This is a genomic window from Citrobacter sp. Res13-Sevr-PEB04-36 (assembly GCF_015672735.1).
Lineage (GTDB): Bacteria > Pseudomonadota > Gammaproteobacteria > Enterobacterales > Enterobacteriaceae > Citrobacter.
This window is the reverse complement of sequence record NZ_JADABY010000012.1, coordinates 25352-49459: the sequence shown is the minus strand read 5'-3', so window position 1 is coordinate 49459 and position 24108 is coordinate 25352. Positions and strand designations below refer to the sequence as shown.

The window sequence follows — 24108 nt, the reverse complement described above, 5'->3', positions numbered from 1 at the left end:
TTATTGAGTAATTATCTATAAATTTTAAAATTGTAATGTCCATCACATAACAGCGTGTGGTAGCTAATTTATCCATGTATTTGCCGTTTCCAGCCTGACGTTCCTGGCAAAGGATCCCTTACTTTCAGTTTTATGTCTTACTCTGTTTCTGGCAGGAAAAAATGGTCTCAATTAATCATGATGCTGCTTTAGCGCCGCGTTCAATGCGTGACACGCGACGTATGAATCTGTTTGTCTCGGTTTCCGCAGCCGTCGCAGGATTATTATTTGGTCTGGATATTGGGGTGATTGCGGGTTCGCTGCCGTTTATCACTGAACACTTTGCGCTAAGCAGTCGTTTGCAGGAGTGGGTAGTTAGCAGCATGATGCTGGGTGCGGCGATTGGCGCACTGTTCAACGGTTGGCTCTCTTTCCGCCTCGGGCGAAAATACAGTCTGATGGTTGGGGCAATCCTCTTTGTTCTTGGATCGTTGGGATCGGCATTCGCGACTAGCGTTGAACTCCTGATCGCCGCCCGCGTGGTGCTGGGCGTAGCCGTCGGTATTGCATCCTATACCGCGCCGCTTTATCTCTCCGAAATGGCCAGTGAAAACGTGCGCGGCAAAATGATCAGCATGTACCAGCTGATGGTGACGCTGGGCATTGTGTTGGCCTTTTTATCCGATACGGCGTTCAGCTACACCGGCAACTGGCGGGCTATGCTCGGCGTGCTGGCCCTGCCTGCGGTGGTATTGATTGTGCTGGTGGTCTTTTTACCAAACAGCCCGCGTTGGCTGGCACAAAAGGGGCGCCATATTGAAGCCGAAGAAGTGCTGCGTATGCTGCGAGACACTTCAGAAAAAGCCCGCGATGAACTGAATGAAATCCGTGAAAGCCTGAAGCTTAAGCAGGGTGGATGGGCGCTGTTTAAGATTAACAGTAACGTTCGTCGTGCGGTTTTCCTCGGTATGTTGCTACAGGCGATGCAGCAGTTCACCGGGATGAACATCATCATGTACTACGCGCCGCGCATTTTTAAAATGGCGGGCTTTACCACCACAGAACAACAGATGATTGCCACGCTGGTGGTTGGCTTAACTTTTATGTTTGCTACGTTTATCGCCGTCTTTACGGTCGATAAAGCCGGGCGTAAACCGGCGCTGAAAATTGGTTTTACCGTGATGGCGCTGGGAACATTGGTGCTGGGCTACTGCCTGATGCAGTTTGATAACGGTACGGCATCTCGCGGATTATCATGGCTGTCAGTCGGGATGACCATGATGTGTATTGCGGGTTATGCGATGAGCGCCGCGCCGGTGGTGTGGATCCTGTGCTCGGAAATTCAGCCGCTGAAATGCCGTGACTTCGGTATCACCTGTTCAACCACCACCAACTGGGTGTCGAATATGATCATCGGAGCAACCTTCCTGACGCTGCTCGACAGCATTGGCGCCGCTGGTACTTTCTGGCTTTATACCGCACTGAATGTCGTATTCATTGGTATTACGTTCTGGCTTATTCCTGAAACCAAAAACGTCACCCTGGAGCATATTGAACGCAAGCTGATGGCGGGAGAGAAACTAAGAAATATTGGGGTATAGTGGTTGCATCAACGTGCCGGATGGCGGTGTAAATGCCTTATCCGGCCTTCAGTTCGAGCACATTGTAGGCCGGGTAAGCATCACCCGGCTTTTTTTATTTAACACATTACGCTTTCAGAAAATCTTCGCGTACTGGCGTGAAGGTATCAAGTAATGTTCCCGGCTTTAAACATACGCAGCCATGCAAAATATTAGGCTGTTTATACAGCGTGTCACCGGCACGGACGACATGCTTTTCTTCGCCAATGGTAAATTCAAATTCGCCGGATAGCACATAGGTCAGCTGCTCGTGCGGGTGGCTGTGTAGTGGCCCAATAGCCCCTTGCTCGAAATTAACTTCCACAGCCATCATTTTGCCATCGTGAGCCAGAATGCGGCGGGTAACGCCATTGCCCAGATCATCAAGGGTGGTTTCTTTATGAAAAATAAACATCCGGCCGTCCTGTATAGTATTGGAACAATGTTTCATTAAATTTATATCAGAAATAATAAAAAAGAAACGATGGCTCACAGATGTGGAAAGTTGATCACATCTTTGGTTCACTGGCGTAACGGTAACCAACGCGGGAAAAATGATGAAAACGATCGGTCTGTTAGGTGGTATGAGCTGGGAATCGACCATTCCTTATTATCGACTCATTAATGAAGGTGTGAAGCAGCGTTTGGGCGGCCTGCATTCAGCGCAGATCCTGTTGCACAGCGTGGATTTCCATGAGATTGAGTTGTGTCAGAGTCGCGGCGAGTGGGATAAAGCGGGCGACATTCTGGCGCAGGCTGCTATGGGGCTTCAGCAAGCCGGTGCCGAGGGCATTGTGCTGTGTACCAACACCATGCACAAAGTAGCGGGGGCAATAGAAACCGCCTGCGACGTGCCGTTTCTGCACATTGCTGATGCAACCGGGCGCGCTATCAGCCAGCAGAAGATGCGCAATGTGGCACTGCTCGGTACGCGCTACACCATGGAGCAGGATTTCTATCGCGGACGCTTACAGGATGAATTTGGCATCAGTACATCAATCCCTGAACAGGATGACCGGCAGAAGATTAATCAGATAATCTTTGATGAGCTATGTCTCGGTGAATTCAGCGACGCCTCGCGCGATTATTACCTGGGTGTGATTGATGCGTTGGCGCGTCAGGGGGCGCAGGGGGTTATCTTTGGCTGTACCGAGATTGGCCTGCTGGTCCCGGCGCAGTTAAGCCCGATCCCGGTGTTCAATACCGCAGCGATTCATGCGGCAGATGCGGTGGAGTTTATGTTGTCGTAGGTTGGTCTAAAATAGCATCCAGCGGTTCGAGCAGGCGCGGAAGATGGGTTTGCAGGTGCGTTGTGAACGCATCGACCAGCGCAGATGCAGGTCGATGCAATGGGCGAATCAGACTAACGGTAAAAGGTACGTCGATACTGAAACGTCGGACGACAACGCCGCTGGCGGCATAATCCAGAGCAGTGAGAGGATTAACCACAGAGATCCCCGCTCCGGCACGCACCATCGCACAAACGGAGGCGGCGCTATGCGTTTCTACGACCATCCGCCGTTTAACCTCATGCTCGTGGAACAGAGCATCCAACAGCTGGCGGTAGCTATCCGTTCGCGACAGACTGATATAGTTTTCGCCCTGAAAATCCTGCGGCGTTAAGACTGATTTTTCAGCCAGCGGATGCCCTTGCGGCAGTACGCAGACTTCATCCAATGAGAGAAGCTCTGTGCGTTGGGTTCCCGCTGGGGTATGCAGTGTTTCCGTTATGCCTAAATCGTGACGTTGTGCTGATAGCCACTCCTCCAGCAGCGGTGACTCCTGCGGGATAATCTGAATATTGACCTGCGGATAGCGCGCCAGGAACGGATGCAGCAGCGAGGGCAAAAAGGATTGTGAAAACACAGGTAAACATACAATTGACAGCTCGCCCTGGCGGAACTCGCGCAGGCTTTCGGCGGCGCTGACGATACGGTCCAGACCGTACCAGGAACGCTGTACTTCTTCGAATAATCGCAGTCCTTGCACCGTTGGATGTAGACGCCCGCGGCTGCGCTCAAACAGCTTCAACCCCAGCACCTGCTCAAATCGCGCCAGCTCGCGGCTGACTGTCGGCTGCGAGGTATTCAGCATCCGCGCGGCTTCCGTCAGATTACCTGCCGTCATGATGGCGTGAAAAATTTCGATATGGCGCAGGTTAACGGCAGGCATGGGTATTCCTCGGATCAGTTATTCCATATCATTTTTGCATAGACTCACGATAAAACGATATTTTTTATTCTCTTTGGGTTGTGGCGTAATCATAGAAAAGATGATGACTGGAGTCTGCTATGCCACGCCCGCTCAACAATACCGACACCGACCTGACCGCCGATAACCTGCTGCGCCTGCCTGCCGAGTTCGGCTGTCCGGTGTGGGTTTATGATGCGCAAATCATTCGCGCGCAGATTGCTAAACTGAGCCAGTTTGACGTGGTGCGTTTTGCTCAGAAGGCCTGCTCAAATATTCATATCCTGCGTCTGATGCGCGAGCAGGGCGTGAAGGTGGACTCGGTGTCGCTCGGCGAAATTGAACGTGCGCTGGCGGCGGGTTTTATGCCAGGTAACGATGAGATCGTCTTTACTGCCGATATGATAGATGAAGCGACGCTGGCACGGGTGCACGAGCTGCAGATCCCGGTTAACGCGGGGTCGGTGGATATGCTTGAGCAACTGGGCCTGGTGTCGCCGGGGCATCGCGTGTGGCTGCGCGTGAATCCAGGCTTTGGTCACGGGCACAGCCAGAAAACCAATACTGGTGGCGAGAACAGCAAACACGGTATCTGGTACAGTGACCTTCCGATAGCGCTGGAGGTGATCCAGCGCTATCAGCTGAAGCTGGTCGGTATTCATATGCATATCGGTTCTGGCGTGGACTACGGTCACCTGGAGCAGGTCTGCGGTGCGATGGTACGTCAGGTGGTGGAGTTTGGTCAGGATCTGGAGGCGATCTCGGCGGGCGGTGGGTTATCGATCCCGTATCGTGAAGGGGAGGAGGCGATCAATACCGATCACTACTTTGGTTTGTGGAATGCCGCGCGTGAGCAAATTGCGAAACATCTGGGGCATCCAGTAAAGCTTGAGATCGAACCGGGACGTTTCCTGGTGGCGGAAGCAGGCGTACTAGTGGCACAGGTGCGCAGCGTAAAAGCCATGGGTAGTCGCCACTTTGTGTTGATCGACGCCGGCTTTAACGATCTGATGCGCCCGGCAATGTACGGCAGCTACCACCATATTTCAGCGCTGGCGGGAGATGGCCGCTCACTGCAACAGGCTCCTCAACTGGAGACCGTGGTTGCCGGGCCACTGTGCGAGTCGGGTGACGTGTTTACCCAACAAGAGGGCGGCAAAGTCGAAACGCGCCTGCTGCCAGCGGTTATGCCGGGGGATTATCTGGTGCTACACGATACCGGGGCGTACGGTGCGTCAATGTCGTCGAACTACAATAGCCGTCCGCTGCTGCCGGAAGTGATGTTTGACAACGGCGTGGCGCGGCTGATTCGCCGTCGCCAGACAATTGATGAGCTGTTAGCGCTGGAACTGTTTTAAGTGAATGCCCGATAGCGAAACGCAATCGGGCCTACGCTGCATTGTGGTATCTGGTTAATCGTTTGACGACGAATTCCCTGATTCTGTCAGCGTCGAAACGGAGTGTCGACGGACCAGGGTGGGGTTAAATACGTGGGTAATTTCCGGCACCGGACGGTTGTCTGCCAGCGCCAGAGCCAGTTCGGCGGCCTGGGTTGCCATCGTCACGATAGGATAACGTACCGTTGTCAGCCGTGGACGCACGTAGCGGGATACCAGCACATCATCAAAGCCAATCAGAGAAATCTCGTTCGGCACATCAATGCCATTGTCATTTAATACGCCCATGGCACCCGCCGCCATCGAGTCGTTATAGCAGGCGACAGCGGTGAAGTTTTTGCCGCGTCCCAGTAATTCCGTCATTGCCTGTTCGCCGCCGCTTTCATCAGGTTCACCGAAGGTCACCAGTCGATCGTTAACCGGGATGTTGCTTTCCGCCAGCGCATCGTAATAGCCCTGCAGACGATCTTCTGCATCCGAAATGCTGTGATTGGAACACAGGTAGCCGATGCGTGTATGGCCCTGCTGGATGAGATGGCGGGTGGCCAGCCATGCGCCGTAACGGTCATCCAGGGCAACGCAGCGCTGTTCGAAACCGGGTAATATGCGGTTGATCAGCACCATGCCTGGGATTTGCTTCATTAATGATGCCAGTTCTTCGTCCGGGATAATTTTTGCGTGAACTACCAGCGCTGCGCAGCGGTGGCGAATAAGCTGCTCAATCGCCTGGCGTTCTTTCAGTTCATTATGGTAGCCGTTGCCAATCAGTAAAAAGTTACCCGTGTTATAGGCCACCTGCTCGACAGCTTTAACCATTGCCCCAAAGAATGGATCGGATACATCACCTACCACCAGGCCGACGGTCTCGGTGGATTGTTGCGCCAGTGCACGCGCATTGGCGTTGGGGTGGTAGCTGAGTGATTCCATTGCACTCGTGACAGCCAGGCGTGATGCTTCGCTGGCTTTGGGGGAATGATTGATCACTCGAGAAACGGTGGCGACTGATACACCAGCTAGTCGGGCTACGTCCTTTATGGTCGCCATGATAGTACCTGTTGTGGGTAAACGCTTACATTCCGTCAGTGTTACGGAAAACGGCTGGTTGTTCAAGCAGATTGCCCGTCAGGGCATCGCAAATGTGAGCGCGCGCGAATGAATTAAGACAGAAAAAGAGAATGCAAATTTTTGCTTACACTTTGCGATGACCTGTTGCGATTGTTCGCTGGCGAGGGGAAAGAGAGGATTGCTAGAGTTGGGATCCCAGAGGTATTGATAGGTGAAATCAGCTTTCGAGTTGATCACAAGATTTACACCAACCTGCGCAGATGCGCAGGTTTTTTTTTGCCCTTACGCGTATCTGTAACAGTAAGCGATAATTTACACAACTGGTTGCACTTGGGTTTATTCCTTTGCGTTTTCGGGCTGGCGTATCGGCCCGGTGGCGACCACAATCAAGATCCCAGAGGTATTGATTGGTGAGATTATTCGGTACGCACTTCGTACCTGTCTCTTGCACCAACCTGCGCGGATGCGCAGGTTTTTTTTCGCCTCTTATTTCGGATTCCATTTACCTGTCGCGCCTATCACCCAACTCGTATAATCTGCCACCATTCATCTTGAGATAATTGATGGTACAGGGAGTTGAAATGCTATTAGGTTTTTTTCGTAATGTGTTTCGCGTGCTTTTCCGCGTTCGCGTTACGGGCGATGTCAGTGCGCTACAGGGAGAACGCGTCTTAATCACTCCTAATCATGTCTCCTTTATTGATGGCATGCTGCTGGCGCTGTTCCTACCGATTCGACCGGTCTTTGCGGTGTACACCTCGATCAGTCAACAATGGTACATGCGCTGGCTCACCCCGCTGATTGATTTTGTGCCGTTAGACCCTACCAAACCGATGTCAATTAAACATCTGGTACGCCTGGTAGAACAGGGACGCCCGGTAGTTATCTTCCCGGAAGGCCGTATTTCGACTACCGGTTCATTGATGAAAATCTATGATGGTGCCGGATTTGTTGCTGCGAAATCGGGCGCGACGGTGGTCCCTGTACGCATTGAGGGAGCTGAGCTGAGCTACTTCAGCCGTCTGAAAGGTCTGGTTAAACAGCGTTTCTTCCCGCGCATTCAACTGCACATTCTGCCGCCCACGCAGTTACCGATGCCGGAAGCGCCGCGCGCGCGCGATCGCCGCAAGATGGCCGGTGAAATGCTGCACCAGATTATGATGGAAGCGCGCATGGCCGTGCGACCGCGTGAAACGTTGTATGAATCTCTGTTGGCGGCGAAGTACCGCTTTGGCGCAGGCAAAAACTGCATCGAAGACGTTAACTTTAATCCGGACAGCTACCGTAAACTGCTGACCAAAACGCTGTTTGTCGCCCGTATTCTGGAAAAATACAGCGTAGAAGGTGAGAAGATTGGTCTGATGCTCCCCAATGCGGGGATCAGCGCTGCTGTGATTTTTGGCGCTATTGCTCGTCGACGTATTCCGGCCATGATGAACTACACGGCGGGCGTCAAAGGGCTGACCAGCGCCATTACCGCCTCCGAAATCAAAACGATTTTTACCTCCCGCCAGTTTCTCGACAAAGGCAAACTCTGGCATTTACCGGAACAGCTTACCCAGGTGCACTGGGTGTACCTGGAAGATTTAAAAGCCGATATCACCTTTAACGATAAGCTGTGGATTTTCTCTCATCTGCTGATACCACATCTGGCACAGGTGAAGCAGCAACCTGAAGATGCCGCGGTGATCCTCTTTACCTCTGGCTCTGAGGGCCATCCGAAAGGCGTGGTACACAGCCACAAAAGCATTCTGGCGAATGTCGAGCAAATTAAAACCATTGCCGACTTCACCGCTGACGATCGTTTCATGTCGGCGCTACCGCTGTTTCACTCATTTGGCCTGACGGTGGGGCTTTTTACCCCGCTCCTGACCGGTGCAGAAGTGTTTCTTTATCCCAGTCCGCTGCATTACCGCATCGTGCCGGAGCTGGTTTATGACCGTAATTGCACCGTACTGTTTGGCACCTCGACGTTCCTCGGCAACTACGCGCGCTTTGCCCATCCTTATGATTTCCACCGTTTACGCTACGTGGTAGCGGGAGCTGAAAAGCTGCAGGACACCACAAAGCAACTGTGGCAGGAGAAGTTTGGACTGCGCGTGCTTGAAGGCTATGGTGTGACGGAATGTGCGCCGGTGGTGTCGATTAACGTGCCGATGGCGGCAAAATCGGGCACGGTAGGGCGTATTCTGCCCGGTATGGATGCCCGACTGCTGGCGGTTCCTGGCATTGAAGACGGCGGACGTTTGCAACTGAAGGGCCCGAATATTATGAGCGGCTATCTGCGTGTCGAAAAACCAGGCGTGCTGGAAGTGCCGATGGCAGAAAACGCGCAGGGAGAGGTTGAGCGCGGTTGGTATGACACCGGTGACATTGTGCGCTTTGACGAGAACGGCTTCGTGCAGATTCAGGGGCGCGCCAAGCGTTTTGCGAAAATTGCCGGCGAGATGGTGTCGCTGGAAATGGTCGAGCAGCTGGCGCTGGCAGTCTCCGCTGACAAAATGCACGCCACGGCTATCAAGAGCGATGCCAGCAAAGGTGAGGCGCTGGTGCTGTTCACCACTGACAGCGAGCTGACGCGTGAAAAACTGCTGCAGCATGCGCGGACCCACGGTATCCCGGAACTCGCCGTGCCGCGTGATATTCGCCATCTGAAGCAACTCCCTCTCCTCGGCAGCGGTAAGCCGGACTTTGTAACGCTGAAAAGCTGGGTTGATGAACCGGAACAACAACATGCGTGAGTCAGTACACTCGAACACTTCAATCTGGTCCAAAGGGATGATGTCCGTTATCGCCGCGCAGTTTCTGTCGGCGTTTGGCGATAACGCGCTGCTGTTTGCCACCCTGGCGTTGCTGAAGGAGCAATTCTATCCGGACTGGAGCCAGCCGATCCTGCAAATGGTGTTTGTAGGTGCTTACATTCTTTTTGCCCCTTTTGTTGGGCAGGTGGCGGACAGCTTTGCCAAAGGCAGAGTGATGATGTTCGCCAACGGTCTCAAACTGCTGGGTGCAGCAAGTATCTGCTTCGGTATTAACCCTTTTCTGGGGTATACGCTGGTCGGGGTCGGCGCGGCGGCGTATTCACCGGCCAAGTATGGCATTCTCGGTGAACTGACCACCGGCGATAAGCTGGTGAAAGCCAACGGTCTGATGGAAGCCTCAACCATCGCCGCTATTCTGCTGGGCTCGGTGGCTGGCGGCGTGCTGGCTGACTGGCATGTGATAGCCGCGCTCTCAGTTTGCGCGCTGGCCTATGCGGGTGCGGTGGTGGCGAACCTGTCTATCCCGAAGCTTGCCGCCGCGCGTCCTGGTCAGTCGTGGCATCTGGGGAAAATGACGCGCAGCTTCTTCTGCGCGGCGTCTTCGCTGTGGCGCAACGGTGAAACGCGTTTCTCGTTGGTGGGAACCAGCCTGTTTTGGGGCGCGGGGGTGACGCTGCGTTTTCTGCTGGTACTGTGGGTGCCGGTAGCGTTGGGGATTACCGATAACGCCACACCGACCTATCTCAACGCCATGGTGGCAATTGGGATTGTTGTTGGCGCGGGTGCGGCGGCGAAGCTGGTCACGCTGGAGACGGTGTCTCGCTGCATGCCTGCGGGGATCCTGATTGGCGTCGGCGTACTGTTCTTATCTCTGCAGCATGCGCTGTTGCCGTCCTATGGGCTGCTAATGCTTATCGGTGTACTGGGCGGTTTCTTTGTTGTGCCGCTGAATGCGCTCCTGCAAGAACGAGGCAAAAAAAGCGTTGGTGCGGGCAATGCCATCGCGGTGCAAAATCTGGGTGAAAACAGCGCCATGCTGCTGATGCTCGGTATTTACTCGCTGGCGGTGCTGGTGGGCATTCCGGCAGTTGCTATCGGAATTGGCTTTGGCGGGCTGTTCGCGCTGGCGATTACGGCGCTGTGGATTTGGCAACGTCGCCATTAGTCTGTTATGTGCTGTTGCCGGATAGCAACGTTGCCTTATCCGGCCTACAGTACGGCTTGTTTTTGTAGGCCGGATAAGGCGTTTACGCCGTCATCCGGCAAGAAAACCACATACCAAAATCACGGTGCAGGATAGGTATAAACCTGATGCACCGCTTCAATCTCTGCCAGTACCTCTTCGCTTAACGTCAGATGCAAACTTTCGACGTTGGTTTTTAGCTGATCCATGGTCGTCGCCCCCAGCAGGGTGCTGGCGACAAACGGCTGGCGACGCACAAAGGCCAGTGCCATCTGCGCCGGGTCCAGGTTATGGCGTTTGGCGATATCTACGTAGGCGGCGACAGCTTTTTGCGTCTGCTCGCTGCTGTAGCGCGTGAAGCGGCTAAACAGCGTATTGCGCGCACCGGCAGGCTTCGCGCCGTTCAGGTATTTACCGGTTAACGTCCCAAAACCCAGGCATGAATAGGCCAGCAGTTCAATGCCTTCGTACTGGCTGACTTCCGCCAGTCCTACTTCAAAGCTGCGGTTCAGCAGGCTGTAGGGGTTCTGGATGGTGACAATGCGCGGCAGATCGTGTTTATCTGCAAGGTGTAAGTAGCGCATCACGCCAAATGCGGTTTCGTTGGACACGCCGATATAGCGAATTTTCCCGGCGCGCTGAAATTCGGTCAGCGCTTCCAGCGTTTCCAGAAGGGTGACTACCGGAGCGGAGTCTGTCCAGCTGTAGCCTAACTTGCCAAAGCAGTTGGTTGGGCGCTGTGGCCAGTGAACCTGATACAGGTCCAGATAATCGGTTTGCAGGCGTTTGAGGCTGTCGTTCAACGCCTGACGAATGTTTTTGCGGTCCAGCGCCTGATTAGGACGAATACCGCTGTCATTGTTACGCGATGGACCGCTGACCTTCGAGGCGACGATCAGTTTTTCACGGTTGCCGTGTTTAGCGAGCCAGTTACCGACGTAGGTTTCCGTGAGGCCCTGGGTTTCCGGGCGTGGCGGGACCGGATACATCTCGGCAACGTCGATTAAATTGATGCCTTGTGCAACGGCATAGTCAAGCTGTGCATGTGCGTCGGCTTCGCTGTTTTGTTCACCAAACGTCATTGTGCCCAGCCCCAGTGTACTGACTTCCAGCGAGCTGTGGGGTATACGGTGATATTGCATAGCCGTTTCCTTTTTATAATCACAACATAAGGATTATAAAAATGGCTGAGGGAAGGGAAAAAGGGAAGCAAAATTGTTAAGGCCAGCAGCGTGGCTGACCTCAACCATCAACGCTCAATGATTTGAGATACGTCGTCGCGGTTAATCTGCATCGCATTGCCTTGCTGATCGTGGTAACTCACCAGACCGGTATCGTCATCAATTTCGGGTTTGCCGTCGGTCAGGATCATACGACCGTCTTTCGTCGCCATCACATAATCACTGCTGCAACCAGAAACGGCAAAAGCCAATCCTACGGCGGAAATTAAAACTGCCCATTTTTTCATCTATTTATCCTCACATGGCCTGCGTCTGACACTAGTTTAGTAATAACGCGAAGTTATGCTGGACGAAAGCAGTAAAATCTTAATCTGTGAGAAGAAAAGGTGACGCGGGTCATCGCTCCCCTTGCGGGGAGCGACAAAAGCGTTAGAGCGGATTCTTTTTATTGCGCAACAAGTTCAGGGTCTCTACACCAATAGAGAAGAACATGGCGAAATAAATGTACCCTTTCGGCACATGCACATCGAAACTTTCCAGAATCAGCGTGAAGCCGACCAGAATCAGGAAAGAGAGTGCCAGCATTTTTACCGAGGGGTGACGATCGACAAACTCGCCTATTGGGCGTGCTGCAAACATCATTACCCCGACGGCAATAACCACCGCCGCCATCATGATAAACAAATGATCGGACAAGCCTACAGCGGTGATGACGGAATCCAGGCTGAAGATAATGTCTAACAACATGATCTGCACAATCGCCCCGAGGAACGAGGATACGCGCGTTTTCAGCCCTTCTTCTTCACCTTCAATCGATTCATGGATCTCTTTACTGGCTTTCCAGATTAAGAACAATCCACCGAGCAGAAGGATCAGGTCACGCGCTGAAATTGCCTCACCAAACACCTCAAACAGCGGGTTGGTCAGACGTGTTACCCAGGCGATAGACGCCAGCAGTGCCAGACGCATGATCATCGCTGCCGCCAGCCCGATACGTCGGGCATGACTGCGTTGCGCGGTCGGGAGTTTGGCAACTACCAAGGAAAGGAAAATAATATTGTCGATCCCCAGAACGATCTCCAGCAGCGTCAGCGTACCGAGCGCCAGCCAGGCGTTAGGATCGGTTATCCATGCAAATAACATCGAACAAAGTCCTGCCAAAAAAAAGAAGCGGTAATTATAGGCCCGTAATGCGGCGGGTGAAAGGCCAGACGGTGTCTATTACGCCTGGAACAAGAAATGTCGCTCAAGCAATGCGCGCGTGAAGTTCTTTTTTAGATAAAAACCGCGCGGCAGGGTCAGGATGGGTTCGCCGTGGGCGCCAATGGCTTCGGTAAGTGCTTTCGCATTGGCGGCTTTTGGGCGCAGCTGTAACACTTCCCCATGGCGGGCGGTGATGCGCTCGACGTGGCCTAACACAATCATGTCCATCAATTCTTCCCAGTCCAGGCGCAATTGATAGTCTTCTTCTTCATTCGGACTCCACAGTAGCGGAGAACCTACGCGCCGTTGTGCTAACGGGATGCTGCGTTCCCCTTCAACTGGCACCCAGAGTACGCGTTTAAGCTTGTGGCGGACATGGCTGGTCTCCCACGTTACGCCTGTATTACCGGTTAAGGGAGCCACGCAAACGAAGGTGGTTTCCAGCGGTCTGCCAAGGTTGTCCACAGGGATCGTTTTCAGCTCTACGCCCAGTGAGGCAAAATCCTGTTCCGGCTTGCTGCCCGCGCTGGCCCCGAGCCAAATTTCCAGCAGCACGCCGATCCAGCCTTTGTCTCGCTTTAAATCGTTGGGCGTCACTATTCCCGCCATTGCCGCCAGTTCCCCTAACGTGTAACCCGAGAGCTGTCGTGCCTGGGCAAGCAGCTGGGCTTCTGATTCAGGGGGGGACAGCAGTGGCTGGAGCTCTGGCATTGAGTTAACCTTTAGGTGAAAAAATGAACAATGATCTTATACCGAGTGGACAGAGTTTATCTTTTTCCACAGGCTTTATTCAATTGGCTGATTTTTATTGGTTTTTAGATTCCGCTACGCAGAGTTGCGCAACAGCCGATTGGGTTTTCCAATTCTGGTCACTGACAATGAACAGGATCTTACACCATGTTATCCACAGAAAGATGGGATAACTGTGAAAAACCCCCACTACTGTTTCAATTTACAGCCTTGACGTGCGACGAAAATCGAATTTTCACACAAATTGTGCCTAACTTATTGGCACAATCTGTGGATAAAACCAACGCTGGTTGATCTTTCATCAGCTCGAGGATCGCATGCGTGACGCACATCACATTTCTGGGCGTTTATTCGCTGCAATTGCTTTTAACTCAATGAATATAGAAGACTAATTTTTATATGTGACGGTGGTCTTATTCAGACTGTTCCGGGTTTTCCCATAGTAATTCCGTACTTCTTCACAACTATATCCACAGAAAAGGTGAATAAAATCGCCTAACTCAGCCTACCTCTGTTTATAACTCAGTCCTTTGCTGTGAGTTATTCAATTGTTATTAGAGTCTCGTGCGCTTCACAGAGTGGTTTACCGCCTCTCTGGAGTGTGAAACAATCGTTTATATATGAGGTTTATGTTGAGGTAGTCCGGTGATTGATGACGATGGCTACCGCCCGAATGTAGGGATAGTAATTTGTAACCGCCAGGGGCAGGTCATGTGGGCCCGGCGATTTGGTCAGCACTCCTGGCAATTCCCACAAGGTGGGATTAACGCAGGAGAGACGGCAGAGCAGGCGATGTACCGGGAACTGTTTGAAGAAGTGGGCCTCAGTCGTAAAGATGTCCGGATCCTTGCTTCTACTCGTAACTGGTTGCGTTACAAGTTACCGAAACGTTTGGTGCGTTGGGACACGAAGCCGGTTTGTATCGGCCAGAAACAAAAATGGTTTCTTCTGCAATTGATAAGCAGCGATGCTGAGATCAATATGCAAACCAGCAGCACGCCCGAATTCGATGGTTGGCGTTGGGTGAGTTACTGGTATCCGGTTCGACAGGTAGTGTCATTTAAACGCGATGTCTATCGCAGGGTGATGAAAGAATTCGCAAGTGTTGTGATGGCGCTTCAGGAGAGTACTCCTAAGCCGCAAAGCGCACCGGCGTACAGACGTAAAAGAGGTTAAGCTACGCAAATTATGCTCACCCGCCTGCGCGAAATAGTCGAAAAGGTGGCCAGTGCTCCGCGTCTCAATGAGGCGCTGAATATTCTGGTTACCGACATCTGTCTTGCGATGGATACAGAGGTCTGCTCGGTTTATCTGGCCGATCACGACCGACGTTGTTATTACCTGATGGCGACCCGGGGACTCAAAAAACCACGCGGCCGCACTGTTGCACTCGCGTTTGATGAAGGTATCGTTGGCCTGGTTGGCAGGCTGGCGGAACCTATCAACCTCGCCGATGCGCAAAAACACCCCAGCTTCAAATACATTCCTTCGGTAAAAGAAGAGCGGTTCCGCGCCTTTTTAGGTGTGCCAATCATTCAGCGCCGCCAGCTATTGGGTGTGCTAGTGGTCCAGCAGCGTGAACTGCGCCAGTACGATGAAAGCGAAGAATCATTCCTCGTGACGCTCGCCACGCAAATGGCCGCCATTCTTTCTCAGTCGCAGCTCACCGCGTTGTTTGGTCAGTACAGGCAAACGCGCATTCGTGCGTTGCCTGCAGCACCCGGCGTGGCGATTGCCGAAGGCTGGCAGGATGCCACGCTACCGCTGATGGAGCAGGTGTATCAGGCGTCAACGCTGGATCCCGCGTTGGAACGCGAACGGCTGACCGGGGCACTGGAAGAAGCCGCGAACGAATTCCGTCGTTACAGCAAGCGCTTTGCCGCAGGAGCACAGAAAGAAACGGCGGCGATCTTCGATCTCTACTCGCACCTGCTTTCTGATACCCGCCTGCGCCGCGAACTGTTTGCGGAAGTGGATAACGGTTCGGTGGCGGAATGGGCGGTTAAGACCATTATTGAGAAGTTCGCTGAACAGTTTGCCGCCCTGAGTGATAACTATCTCAAAGAGCGGGCCGGGGATTTACGTGCGCTCGGCCAGCGTCTGCTGTTCCATCTTGACGATTCGATCCAGGGGCCGAATGCATGGCCGGAACGCTTCGTACTGGTGGCTGATGAGCTTTCTGCGACCACGCTGGCCGAACTACCCCAGGACCGACTGGTTGGCGTGGTGGTCAGAGATGGTGCCGCCAACTCCCACGCGGCGATTATGGTGCGCGCGCTGGGCATTCCTACCGTGATGGGGGCTGATATTCAGCCATCGGTATTACACCGCCGCACGCTGGTGGTGGACGGTTATCGCGGTGAGGTGCTGGTTGATCCTGAACCGGTATTGATCCAGGAATATCAGCGACTCATCAGTGAAGAGATTGAACTGAGCCGTCTGGCAGAAGATGACGTTAATCAGCCTGCCCAGTTGAAAAGCGGCGAGCGCGTTAAGGTTATGCTTAACGCTGGATTAAGCCCGGAACACGAGCAAAAACTGGGAAGCCGGATCGACGGCATCGGGCTGTATCGCACCGAAATACCGTTCATGCTGCAAAGCGGTTTTCCTTCGGAAGAAGAACAGGTTGCCCAGTATCAAGGCATGCTGCAGATGTTTAACGACAAGCCGGTGACTCTGCGTACGCTTGATGTTGGGGCTGATAAACAGTTGCCTTACATGCCAATCAGTGAAGAGAATCCGTGTCTTGGCTGGCGTGGGATCCGCATTACGCTCGATCAGCCGGAGATCTTTTTGATCCAGGTCCGCGCAATGCTGCGTGCCAACGCGGCAACCGGCAACCTGAGTATTTTGCTACCGATGGTCACCAGTATTGATGAAGTGGACGAGGCACGACGTCTGATTGAGCGCGCCGGACGCGAAGTGGAAGAGATGATCGGTTATGCGATCCCAAAACCGCGCATCGGCATCATGCTAGAAGTTCCGTCGATGGTCTTTATGCTGCCGCATCTGGCGAACAGAGTTGATTTTATCTCGGTCGGGACCAACGACCTGACCCAGTATATTCTGGCGGTCGATCGAAACAACACGCGGGTCGCCAGCATCTATGACAGTCTGCATCCGGGGATGTTACGCGCGTTGGCGATGATTGCTCAGGAAGCAGAGCGAAGCGGTATTGATTTACGCTTGTGCGGTGAAATGGCGGGTGACCCGATGTGTGTGACCATTTTAATCGGTCTGGGTTTTCGCCACTTGTCGATGAACGGTCGTTCCGTTGCGCGCGTGAAATACCTGCTACGCCACATCGATTTTGACGAGGCACAAACGTTGGCACAGCGCAGCCTGGAAGCGCAACTGGCAACAGAAGTGCGCCATCAGGTGGCGGCATTTATGGAACGCCGCGGTATGGGCGGTTTGATTCGCGGGGGGCTGTAAGTCTGAATTGTCCGCCTGATAAGCACTGTGCTATCAGGCATCCCTGGTGGTGTCTGGCTTGCCTATACAGATCTTTTACATCTTCCCGGCATCCGCTGTGATCCCCTTGTGCTATCATTCGCACCTTCGGAGCGCCTGTATCATACAGGCGCGCTTATCAATTGCTGTCTGACTTCAGCGAAATAACAAGAACTTGTGGTGACAGATGACCAGTAGCTATCTGCATTTTCCGGAATTCGATCCGGTCATTTTCTCAATTGGACCCGTCGCACTTCACTGGTACGGCATGATGTATTTGGTGGGGTTTATTTTCGCGATGTGGCTGGCGACGCGCCGCGCGAATCGCCCGGGAAGTGGCTGGACCAAAAACGAAGTTGAAAACTTACTCTATGCAGGCTTCCTCGGGGTGTTCCTCGGTGGGCGTATCGGTTACGTGCTGTTCTATAACTTCCCGCTGTTCCTCGATAATCCGCTGTATCTGTTCCGCGTCTGGGATGGAGGAATGTCCTTCCACGGTGGTCTTATCGGTGTGATTCTGGTGATGATTATCTTCGCCAAACGCACCAAACGTTCGTTCTTCCAGGTGTCTGATTTCATTGCTCCGTTGATTCCGTTTGGTCTGGGTGCAGGGCGACTGGGCAACTTTATCAACGGCGAACTGTGGGGACGCGTTGACCCGAACTTCTCATATAGCATGTTGTTCCCGGGCTCGCGTACCGAAGACATCTTACTGCTGCAAACCAACCCACAGTGGCAATCTATTTTCGATACCTACGGTTCGCTGCCTCGCCACGCATCTCAGCTTTATGAGATGGCGTTGGAAGGCGTGGTGCTGTTTATCATTCTTAACCTGTTCATTCGTAAACCGCGTCCGATGGGCTCGGTCTCCGGTCTGTTCCTGATTGGCTACGGCGCGTTTCGTATCATCGTTGAATTTTTCCGCCAGCCGGATCAGCAGTTTACCGGCGAATGGGTACAGTACATCAGCATGGGGCAGATCTTGTCTATCCCGATGATTGTCGCTGGTATCATTATGATGGTTTGGGCGTACCGCCGCAGCCCACAGCAACACGCTTCCTGAGGAATCATGAAACAGTATTTAGAACTGATGCAAAAAGTGCTGGATGAAGGCACTCAGAAAAACGACCGTACCGGAACCGGAACGCTTTCCATTTTTGGACATCAGATGCGTTTTAATCTGCAGGAAGGGTTCCCGCTGGTTACCACTAAACGCTGCCATTTGCGCTCTATTATTCATGAACTGCTGTGGTTTTTGCAGGGCGACACTAACGTGGCCTATCTGCACGAAAACAACGTTTCTATCTGGGATGAGTGGGCAGATGAAAACGGCAATCTGGGCCCGGTCTATGGTAAACAGTGGCGCGCGTGGCCAACGCCAGATGGCCGCCATATTGATCAGATCACCACGGTGCTTAACCAACTGAAGAATGACCCGGACTCTCGCCGTATCATCGTTTCTGCGTGGAACGTAGGCGAACTGGATAAGATGGCGCTGGCACCGTGCCATGCGTTCTTCCAGTTCTATGTGGCAGACGGTAAGCTCTCCTGTCAGCTGTATCAGCGTTCGTGCGATGTGTTCCTCGGCCTGCCGTTCAACATTGCCAGCTACGCTTTGCTGGTACACATGATGGCGCAGCAGTGCAATCTTGAAGTTGGTGATTTTGTCTGGACAGGCGGCGACACGCACCTGTACAGCAATCATATGGATCAAACTCACCTACAGCTTAGCCGCGAACCGCGCGCCTTGCCGAAGCTGGTCATCAAGCGTAAGCCTGACTCTATCTTCGACTATCGTTTCGATGATTTCGAGATTGAAGGTTACGATCCGCACCCTGGTATTAAAGCGCCGGTTGCTATCTAATCGACCGCGATCCTGCCACGACCGACGCCCTTGCGCGTCGGTTTTTTTTGCCCAAAATTCAGTTTTTCGATGCTGGTTCCTGTAATTTAGTAATGCGCTGCAACGAAGTAAATATTCCCCGAAGCTCGCCGAACAACCCGAATTTCCCGCTCGCGATTATTATCCTCGACGCCATACTGGCGGCATGAAAAAACAACAAGGCTATACGCTGATTGAAACGCTGGTGGTCATGCTCATCATCGTCACGCTCAGCGCGTCAGGGCTGTATGGCTGGCAACGCTGGCAGCAACAGCAACGCTTGTGGCAAACCGCCAGTCAGGTGCGGGACTACTTGCTGCAACTGCGTGAGGATGCTAATTGGCACAACCGCGATCATGTCATTGGCGTTATCAGAGAGGGAACCTCATGGTGTTTGGTCAGCTCTGCTGCGGCTCAAAATACCTGTAAACCCGCCTCTACGCTGGTGTTAACCCCGCGTTGGGACGATGTCGAGATGACAGACATGACGCCATCACTGGCCTTTTTTGGCCTGCGCAACACCGCGTGGGCCGGGCATATTGGCCTGAAAAATGCGGCGGGCGAATGGTGGGTGGTGATATCGGGCTGGGGGCGAATCCGGCTTTGTGAGCGTGATGAGGCAAATGTATGTCGGTAAATGAGCGTGGTTTTTCACTGCTGGAGGTGCTGATAGCAATGGCCATCAGCAGCGTTTTGCTACTGGGGGCAACGCGCTTTTTACCGGCGCTTCAGCGCGATATTTTGCTTAACACGCGCCAGTTAGCTCTTGAAGATGAACTCTGGCAGCGAGTCTATACGGTGGCGAAACATCTCCAGCGGGCGGGGTACTGTCCTGGAAACTGTAGCGGTGAAGGGCTGGTGATATCGGGTCACGGTGATTGCGTGATTGCGCGTTGGGATGCCAACGGCAACGGCGTTTGGGAGGTCACCCCGGCAAAAGACGCAGACCTGATCGGCTTTCGTTTACAAGAACAGGTGCTGGAAACCTTGCGTGGTGCGACATCCTGCGACGGAAAGGGCTGGGATAAAATGACCGATCCTGACGCGATACTGATTGAGACATTTCAGGTTGAACGCCAGAACATCAGCGGATTTGCGCCTGTTCTGACCTTACGTCTACGCGGAATCAGCAAAATTGAGCCACAAAAAGTTGTTGAAGCGCGCTATAGCGTGACGGGGTTTAATCTGTGAACCGGGAGCGCGGCGTATCGTCCCTGGCGATGGTGCTTTTGCTTCTGCTACTCGGTGGTTTGCTGCTGCAGGGACTTAGCCAACAGGAGGCCAGTTTTGCTTCGCGCGTTGCCATAGAAAGTCAGGCTTTGCAGCGCCAGGCTGTGGTGCAATCCGCCATGGAATGGGGACGTATGCAGTCCTGGTTATCACAGTCCGCCGTGCAATGTCGGCGTGATTTAACAGCGAATGCAGCGGTTTGCCTGCGATTGCATGGCGATAATAACGTGTTGCTTATTGCACATTATGAAGGGATATCACTATGGCGGCAGGGCGAAGTAATCGACGGTAATATCGTCTTCTCCGCACACGGCTGGAGCGATTTCTGCCCACTAAGGGAGGCAGCGCTATGTCTGCTACCCTGAACCGGCAACGCGGTTTTAGCCTGCCAGAAGTGATGTTGGCAATGGTACTTATGATAATGATTGTGACGGCATTGTCGGGGTATCAACGTGTGTTGATGAACAGTTTCCTCATCAGAAGTCAGTATCAGCAGCTATGGCGTCATGCGTGGATGCAAACCCAGATGACGGCATTTTCGCCGCCGTTAAACTGGCAGGTAAACCGAATGCAGACAACGCGGGCGGGATGTGTCAGCATCAACGTCAAACTTTCTTCACCCCTAGGCAGGCAAGGTCAAATGACGCGTCTGCACTGCCCGAACAGTCAGTAGTCAGGAGCCGCTATGTTAAGGGTCTACCACTCCAATCGTCTGGATGTGCTGGAAGCGTTAATGGAATATATCGTTGAGCGCGACCGGCTCGACGATCCCTTTGAACCCGAAATGATCCTGGTTCAAAGTACCGGCATGGCGCAATGGCTACAAATGACTCTGGCACAGAAGTTCGGCATTGCCGCCAATATTGACTTCCCGCTACCTGCGAGTTTTATCTGGGATATGTTTGTGCGGGTACTGCCGGATATCCCAAAAGAAAGTGCGTTCAGCAAGCAGAGTATGAGCTGGAAGCTGATGACGCTGCTGCCGCAGTTGCTGGACGACGAGGCATTCACGCTACTGCGCCAGTATCTGACGGACGATACCGACAAACGTAAGCTGTTTCAGCTCTCCTCACGTGCCGCTGACCTGTTTGACCAGTACTTAGTCTATCGTCCTGACTGGCTGACGCAGTGGGAGGCGGGGAAACAGGTTGAAGGATTGGGAGAGTCTCAGGCCTGGCAGGCACCGTTGTGGAAAGCGCTGGTGGAATACACCGCTGAGCTGGGGCAAGAGCGCTGGCACCGCGCTAATTTATATCAGCGATTTATTCAGACCCTGGAAAATGCCTCAAGCTGCCCGCAGGGGCTGCCCGCTCGCGTCTTTATTTGCGGTATTTCCGCACTGCCGCCCGTGTATCTTCAGGCGCTGCAGGCGCTGGGTAAGCACATTGAAATTCATCTGTTGTTTACTAATCCATGTCGTTACTACTGGGGCGATATTAAAGATCCCGCGTATCTGGCAAAGCTGCTGGCACGCCAGCGTCGGCATAGCTTTGAAGAACGTCATCTGCCGCTGTTTCGTGATAGCCAGAATGCTGAAGAGTTGTTTAACAGCGACGGCGAACAGGATGTCAGTAACCCGCTGCTGGCCTCGTGGGGCAAACTGGGGCGGGACTATATTTACCTGCTTTCAGAGCTGGAAAACACTCAGGAGCTGGATGCGTTTGTGGATATCACGCCCGACAATCTGTTGCATAACATTCAGTCGGATATCCTCGAACTGGAAAGCCGGGCCGTGGCGGGTGTTAATCTGGAGGAGTATTCGCATAGCGATAATAAGCGCTTACTTGAGCCGACTGACACCAGCGTAACGTTTCATGTCTGCCACAGCCCGCAGCGAGAGGTGGAAATTCTCCATGATCGCCTGCTGGCGATGCTTGCAGCGGACCCAACGCTGACGCCGCGCGATATCATCGTCATGGTGGCGGATATCGACAGCTACAGCCCCTTTATCCAGGCTGTTTTTGGCAGCGCACCGGCCGATTGCTATTTACCGTATGCCATTTCTGACCGTCGCGCGCGGCAGTCCCATCCTGTTTTACAGGCGTTTATTAGCCTGCTGTCGTTGCCGGACAGCCGCTTTGTCTCCGAGGATGTGCTGGCCTTACTGGATGTTCCTGTGCTGGCGGCGCGCTTCAATATCAACGAAGAAGGGCTGCGCTACCTCCGCTTGTGGGTGAATGAGTCTGGCATTCGCTGGGGCATTGATGATGACAACGTGCGTGAACTGGCACTGCCGCCGACAGGCCAACACACCTGGCAATTTGGTTTGACGCGCATGCTGCTGGGCTATGCGATGGAAAGTGCGCAGGGGGAGTGGCAATCCGTACTGCCGTATGATGAGTCCAGCGGTTTGATCGCCGAACTGGTGGGGCACCTGGCTTCGTTGTTGATGAAACTGAATCTCTGGCGTCGGGGTCTGGCGCAGGAACGTCCGCTGGAAGAGTGGTTGCCTGTCTGCAACGACATGCTCAATGATTTCTTCCTGCCGGATGTGGATACCGAAGCGGCAATGACGCTGATTAAAGATCAGTGGCAGGACATTATTGCTGAAGGTCTGGGGGCTAAATACGGTGAGGCCGTGCCGCTTTCGCTGTTACGCGATGAGCTGGCGCAACGGCTCGACCAGGAACGCATTAGCCAGCGCTTCCTTGCGGGGCCGGTCAATATCTGTACCTTGATGCCGATGCGATCGATTCCTTTCAAAGTAGTGTGTCTGCTGGGCATGAACGACGGCGTTTATCCGCGCCAGCTTGCGCCTTTAGGTTTTGATCTGATGAGTCAAAAGCCGATGCGTGGCGACCGAAGCCGCCGCGATGATGACCGCTATTTGTTTCTGGAAGCTCTGATCTCGGCGCAGCAAACGCTCTACATCAGCTACATTGGCCGTTCAATCCAGGACAACAGCGAGCGCTTCCCGTCGGTGCTGGTGCAGGAGTTGCTGGACTACATTGGACAAAGCCACTATTTGCCGGGTGATGAAGCGCTCACCTGTGATGAAAGCGAAGCCCGGGTAAAAGCGCACATTACTCGTTTGCATACCCGTATGCCTTTTGACGCACAAAACTATCTACCGGGCGAACAGCAAAGCTATGCCCGGGAGTGGCTGCCGGCGGCGAGCTTGACAGGCAAAGCGCACACTGATTTTGTGCAGCCACTGCCATATGTCATGCCTGAAACCCTGACGCTGGAGACGCTGCAGAGATTCTGGGCACACCCGGTGCGGGCTTTTTTCCAGATGCGGCTACAGGTGAACTTCCGCTCTGAAGAGAGTGAAATCCCGGAGACGGAACCCTTTATCCTTGAAGGATTAACCCGCTATCAGCTTAATCAGCAATTGCTTAACACGCTGGTTGAAGAGCATGACGCAGAGCGTTTGTTCCGTCATTTCCGTGCGGCGGGCTCACTGCCTTATGGGGCATTTGGCGAAATTCTGTGGGATACCCAGCGCCAGGAAATGCAGTCGCTGGCCGAGCGTATTATCGCCTGCCGCCAGCCGGGTCAGAGCATGGAAATCGATCTCAACTGCAATGGCGTGCATATCACCGGGTGGCTACCGCAGGTTCAGCAGGACGGCTTGTTGCGCTGGCGCCCATCTTTGATAAGCGTTTCTCAGGGCGTGCAACTTTGGCTGGAACATCTTGTCTATTGTGCCAGTGGCGGAACGGGAGAGAGTCGACTGTTCCTGCGTAAAGACGCAGAGTGGCGTTTCCCGCCACTGGATGCCGAACAGGCAATGCTTTACCTGGCGCAGCTTATTGACGGGTATCGCGAGGGCATGTCATCGCCGTTGCTGGTGCTACCGGAAAGCGGTGGGGCGTGGATAAAAACCTGTTATGACGCCGCAAATGATGCCATGTTAGAGGACGATGATACGCGGCAAAAAGCGCGTAGTAAGTTTTTGCAGGCTTACGAAGGCAACATGATGGTACGCGGTGAGGGCGATGATATCTGGTATCAACGCCTGTGGCGTCAGCTGGAGCAGGATACACTAGAGGCCATCGTGTCGCAGTCTCAACGCTTTTTGTTACCATTATTTCGCTTTAATCAGTCATGATGATTGTATAAAAATTGCGCAGCTGGATGGCTTCCTCTATGATGCGCTTTCTGTCACGGACTGATTCTTACACATAAGATGCTGACTCGTTCAGCACAAAGTCTTGCCCTGTTCAGACCCCGCCTTTCAGCGTGGTTTGCTGTGAACAGGTGAATACGTT

Annotated in this window: 21 protein-coding genes; 14 read left to right on the top strand and 7 right to left on the bottom strand. The window is 53.3% G+C overall.

The window, feature by feature from the left end; translation table 11 throughout:
• Nucleotides 1–161: 161 nt before the first annotated feature.
• Nucleotides 162–1580, top strand: coding sequence for an arabinose-proton symporter AraE (gene araE / locus IMQ48_RS03325; protein ID WP_196207898.1), 1419 nt, complete (start codon nucleotides 162–164; stop codon nucleotides 1578–1580).
• Between the two features lie 106 nt (nucleotides 1581–1686).
• Here araE and IMQ48_RS03320 read toward each other — a convergent pair whose 3' ends face one another.
• Nucleotides 1687–2013, bottom strand: coding sequence for a cupin domain-containing protein (locus tag IMQ48_RS03320; RefSeq protein WP_196207897.1), 327 nt, complete (start codon nucleotides 2011–2013; stop codon nucleotides 1687–1689).
• A gap of 142 nt (nucleotides 2014–2155) precedes the next feature.
• On the opposite strand from IMQ48_RS03320, the gene IMQ48_RS03315 reads away from it, so the two are divergent.
• Complete coding sequence (locus IMQ48_RS03315) at nucleotides 2156–2848, top strand: aspartate/glutamate racemase (RefSeq protein WP_196207899.1); 693 nt, start codon at nucleotides 2156–2158, stop codon at nucleotides 2846–2848.
• Here IMQ48_RS03315 and IMQ48_RS03310 read toward each other — a convergent pair.
• Nucleotides 2835–3770, bottom strand: a complete 936-nt coding sequence (locus IMQ48_RS03310) for a LysR family transcriptional regulator (RefSeq protein WP_196207896.1) — start codon at nucleotides 3768–3770, stop codon at nucleotides 2835–2837. The two genes, IMQ48_RS03315 and IMQ48_RS03310, sit on opposite strands and share 14 nt — an antisense overlap.
• A gap of 119 nt (nucleotides 3771–3889) precedes the next feature.
• Here IMQ48_RS03310 and lysA point away from each other — a divergent pair, with 119 nt between their 5' ends.
• Nucleotides 3890–5146, top strand: coding sequence for a diaminopimelate decarboxylase (gene lysA, locus IMQ48_RS03305; RefSeq protein WP_196207895.1), 1257 nt, complete (start codon nucleotides 3890–3892; stop codon nucleotides 5144–5146).
• Between the two features lie 54 nt (nucleotides 5147–5200).
• Here lysA and galR read toward each other — a convergent pair whose 3' ends face one another.
• On the bottom strand, nucleotides 5201–6229 hold the full coding sequence (galR, locus tag IMQ48_RS03300; RefSeq protein ID WP_196207894.1) for an HTH-type transcriptional regulator GalR: 1029 nt from the start codon (nucleotides 6227–6229) through the stop codon (nucleotides 5201–5203).
• A 602-nt stretch (nucleotides 6230–6831) separates the two neighbouring features.
• Between galR and aas the strand changes: the two genes are divergently transcribed.
• Together aas and lplT are read left to right on the top strand one after the other, a co-directional pair.
• Nucleotides 6832–8991, top strand: coding sequence for a bifunctional acyl-ACP--phospholipid O-acyltransferase/long-chain-fatty-acid--ACP ligase (gene aas, locus IMQ48_RS03295; RefSeq protein ID WP_196207893.1), 2160 nt, complete (start codon nucleotides 6832–6834; stop codon nucleotides 8989–8991).
• The gene (lplT, locus tag IMQ48_RS03290) at nucleotides 8984–10177 is read left to right on the top strand and encodes a lysophospholipid transporter LplT (RefSeq protein WP_196207892.1); all 1194 of its coding nucleotides are present in this window, start codon (nucleotides 8984–8986) and stop codon (nucleotides 10175–10177) included. Before aas ends, lplT begins: the two co-directional genes overlap by 8 nt.
• 119 nt (nucleotides 10178–10296) lie before the next feature.
• Here the strand turns inward: lplT and IMQ48_RS03285 are convergent, their stop codons facing one another.
• The 4 genes from IMQ48_RS03285 to mutH form a co-directional block, all read right to left on the bottom strand.
• The gene (locus IMQ48_RS03285) at nucleotides 10297–11337 is read right to left on the bottom strand and encodes an NADP(H)-dependent aldo-keto reductase (RefSeq protein ID WP_196207891.1); all 1041 of its coding nucleotides are present in this window, start codon (nucleotides 11335–11337) and stop codon (nucleotides 10297–10299) included.
• A 107-nt stretch (nucleotides 11338–11444) separates the two neighbouring features.
• Nucleotides 11445–11663: a lipoprotein YgdR gene (gene ygdR, locus IMQ48_RS03280; protein WP_000758660.1), complete on the bottom strand. Its 219-nt coding sequence runs from the start codon at nucleotides 11661–11663 to the stop codon at nucleotides 11445–11447.
• 142 nt (nucleotides 11664–11805) lie between these two features.
• Entirely contained in the window at nucleotides 11806–12519 is a 714-nt protein-coding gene (locus IMQ48_RS03275; RefSeq protein WP_096755846.1) for a TerC family protein, read from the bottom strand.
• A gap of 78 nt (nucleotides 12520–12597) precedes the next feature.
• On the bottom strand, nucleotides 12598–13290 hold the full coding sequence (gene mutH / locus IMQ48_RS03270) for a DNA mismatch repair endonuclease MutH (protein ID WP_196207890.1): 693 nt from the start codon (nucleotides 13288–13290) through the stop codon (nucleotides 12598–12600).
• Nucleotides 13291–13974: 684 nt separating this feature from the next.
• On the opposite strand from mutH, the gene rppH reads away from it, so the two are divergent.
• From rppH to recC, 9 genes are all read left to right on the top strand, one after another.
• Nucleotides 13975–14505, top strand: coding sequence for an RNA pyrophosphohydrolase (rppH, locus tag IMQ48_RS03265; protein WP_135324454.1), 531 nt, complete (start codon nucleotides 13975–13977; stop codon nucleotides 14503–14505).
• Nucleotides 14506–14517: 12 nt separating this feature from the next.
• Nucleotides 14518–16764 (top strand): phosphoenolpyruvate--protein phosphotransferase, encoded by a 2247-nt coding sequence (gene ptsP, locus IMQ48_RS03260; RefSeq protein WP_196207889.1) that lies wholly within the window; start codon nucleotides 14518–14520, stop codon nucleotides 16762–16764.
• 205 nt (nucleotides 16765–16969) lie between these two features.
• Entirely contained in the window at nucleotides 16970–17845 is an 876-nt protein-coding gene (gene lgt / locus IMQ48_RS03255) for a prolipoprotein diacylglyceryl transferase (RefSeq protein ID WP_115257571.1), read from the top strand.
• Between the two features lie 6 nt (nucleotides 17846–17851).
• Nucleotides 17852–18646 (top strand): thymidylate synthase, encoded by a 795-nt coding sequence (gene thyA, locus IMQ48_RS03250; protein WP_135324456.1) that lies wholly within the window; start codon nucleotides 17852–17854, stop codon nucleotides 18644–18646.
• Nucleotides 18647–18830: 184 nt separating this feature from the next.
• On the top strand, nucleotides 18831–19301 hold the full coding sequence (locus IMQ48_RS03245) for a prepilin peptidase-dependent protein (RefSeq protein ID WP_196207888.1): 471 nt from the start codon (nucleotides 18831–18833) through the stop codon (nucleotides 19299–19301).
• On the top strand, nucleotides 19292–19855 hold the full coding sequence (locus IMQ48_RS03240; protein WP_196207887.1) for a prepilin peptidase-dependent protein: 564 nt from the start codon (nucleotides 19292–19294) through the stop codon (nucleotides 19853–19855). The genes IMQ48_RS03245 and IMQ48_RS03240 overlap by 10 nt, the downstream gene beginning before the upstream one ends.
• Nucleotides 19852–20259, top strand: a complete 408-nt coding sequence (locus tag IMQ48_RS03235; RefSeq protein WP_196207886.1) for a DUF2509 family protein — start codon at nucleotides 19852–19854, stop codon at nucleotides 20257–20259. The genes IMQ48_RS03240 and IMQ48_RS03235 overlap by 4 nt, the downstream gene beginning before the upstream one ends.
• Nucleotides 20244–20567, top strand: coding sequence for a prepilin-type N-terminal cleavage/methylation domain-containing protein (locus IMQ48_RS03230; protein ID WP_196207885.1), 324 nt, complete (start codon nucleotides 20244–20246; stop codon nucleotides 20565–20567). Before IMQ48_RS03235 ends, IMQ48_RS03230 begins: the two co-directional genes overlap by 16 nt.
• A 12-nt stretch (nucleotides 20568–20579) precedes the next feature.
• Nucleotides 20580–23948 (top strand): exodeoxyribonuclease V subunit gamma, encoded by a 3369-nt coding sequence (recC, locus tag IMQ48_RS03225; RefSeq protein WP_196207884.1) that lies wholly within the window; start codon nucleotides 20580–20582, stop codon nucleotides 23946–23948.
• The last annotated feature ends 160 nt before the right edge of the window (nucleotides 23949–24108 follow it).

What these genes read in the sequence shown, in the direction of transcription:
- mutH (WP_196207890.1), bottom strand. Translation starts at nt 13,290, where the DNA reads ATGCCAGAGCTCCAGCCACTGCTGTCCCCCCCTGAATCAGAAGCCCAG.
- lgt (WP_115257571.1), top strand. Translation starts at nt 16,970, where the DNA reads ATGACCAGTAGCTATCTGCATTTTCCGGAATTCGATCCGGTCATTTTC.
- ygdR (WP_000758660.1), bottom strand. Translation starts at nt 11,663, where the DNA reads ATGAAAAAATGGGCAGTTTTAATTTCCGCCGTAGGATTGGCTTTTGCC.
- IMQ48_RS03230 (WP_196207885.1), top strand. Translation starts at nt 20,244, where the DNA reads ATGTCTGCTACCCTGAACCGGCAACGCGGTTTTAGCCTGCCAGAAGTG.
- IMQ48_RS03240 (WP_196207887.1), top strand. Translation starts at nt 19,292, where the DNA reads ATGTCGGTAAATGAGCGTGGTTTTTCACTGCTGGAGGTGCTGATAGCA.
- thyA (WP_135324456.1), top strand. Translation starts at nt 17,852, where the DNA reads ATGAAACAGTATTTAGAACTGATGCAAAAAGTGCTGGATGAAGGCACT.
- IMQ48_RS03320 (WP_196207897.1), bottom strand. Translation starts at nt 2,013, where the DNA reads ATGTTTATTTTTCATAAAGAAACCACCCTTGATGATCTGGGCAATGGC.
- IMQ48_RS03275 (WP_096755846.1), bottom strand. Translation starts at nt 12,519, where the DNA reads ATGTTATTTGCATGGATAACCGATCCTAACGCCTGGCTGGCGCTCGGT.
- IMQ48_RS03285 (WP_196207891.1), bottom strand. Translation starts at nt 11,337, where the DNA reads ATGCAATATCACCGTATACCCCACAGCTCGCTGGAAGTCAGTACACTG.
- galR (WP_196207894.1), bottom strand. Translation starts at nt 6,229, where the DNA reads ATGGCGACCATAAAGGACGTAGCCCGACTAGCTGGTGTATCAGTCGCC.
- araE (WP_196207898.1), top strand. Translation starts at nt 162, where the DNA reads ATGGTCTCAATTAATCATGATGCTGCTTTAGCGCCGCGTTCAATGCGT.
- aas (WP_196207893.1), top strand. Translation starts at nt 6,832, where the DNA reads ATGCTATTAGGTTTTTTTCGTAATGTGTTTCGCGTGCTTTTCCGCGTT.
- ptsP (WP_196207889.1), top strand. Translation starts at nt 14,518, where the DNA reads ATGCTCACCCGCCTGCGCGAAATAGTCGAAAAGGTGGCCAGTGCTCCG.
- IMQ48_RS03310 (WP_196207896.1), bottom strand. Translation starts at nt 3,770, where the DNA reads ATGCCTGCCGTTAACCTGCGCCATATCGAAATTTTTCACGCCATCATG.
- lplT (WP_196207892.1), top strand. Translation starts at nt 8,984, where the DNA reads ATGCGTGAGTCAGTACACTCGAACACTTCAATCTGGTCCAAAGGGATG.
- IMQ48_RS03315 (WP_196207899.1), top strand. Translation starts at nt 2,156, where the DNA reads ATGAAAACGATCGGTCTGTTAGGTGGTATGAGCTGGGAATCGACCATT.
- recC (WP_196207884.1), top strand. Translation starts at nt 20,580, where the DNA reads ATGTTAAGGGTCTACCACTCCAATCGTCTGGATGTGCTGGAAGCGTTA.
- IMQ48_RS03245 (WP_196207888.1), top strand. Translation starts at nt 18,831, where the DNA reads ATGAAAAAACAACAAGGCTATACGCTGATTGAAACGCTGGTGGTCATG.
- lysA (WP_196207895.1), top strand. Translation starts at nt 3,890, where the DNA reads ATGCCACGCCCGCTCAACAATACCGACACCGACCTGACCGCCGATAAC.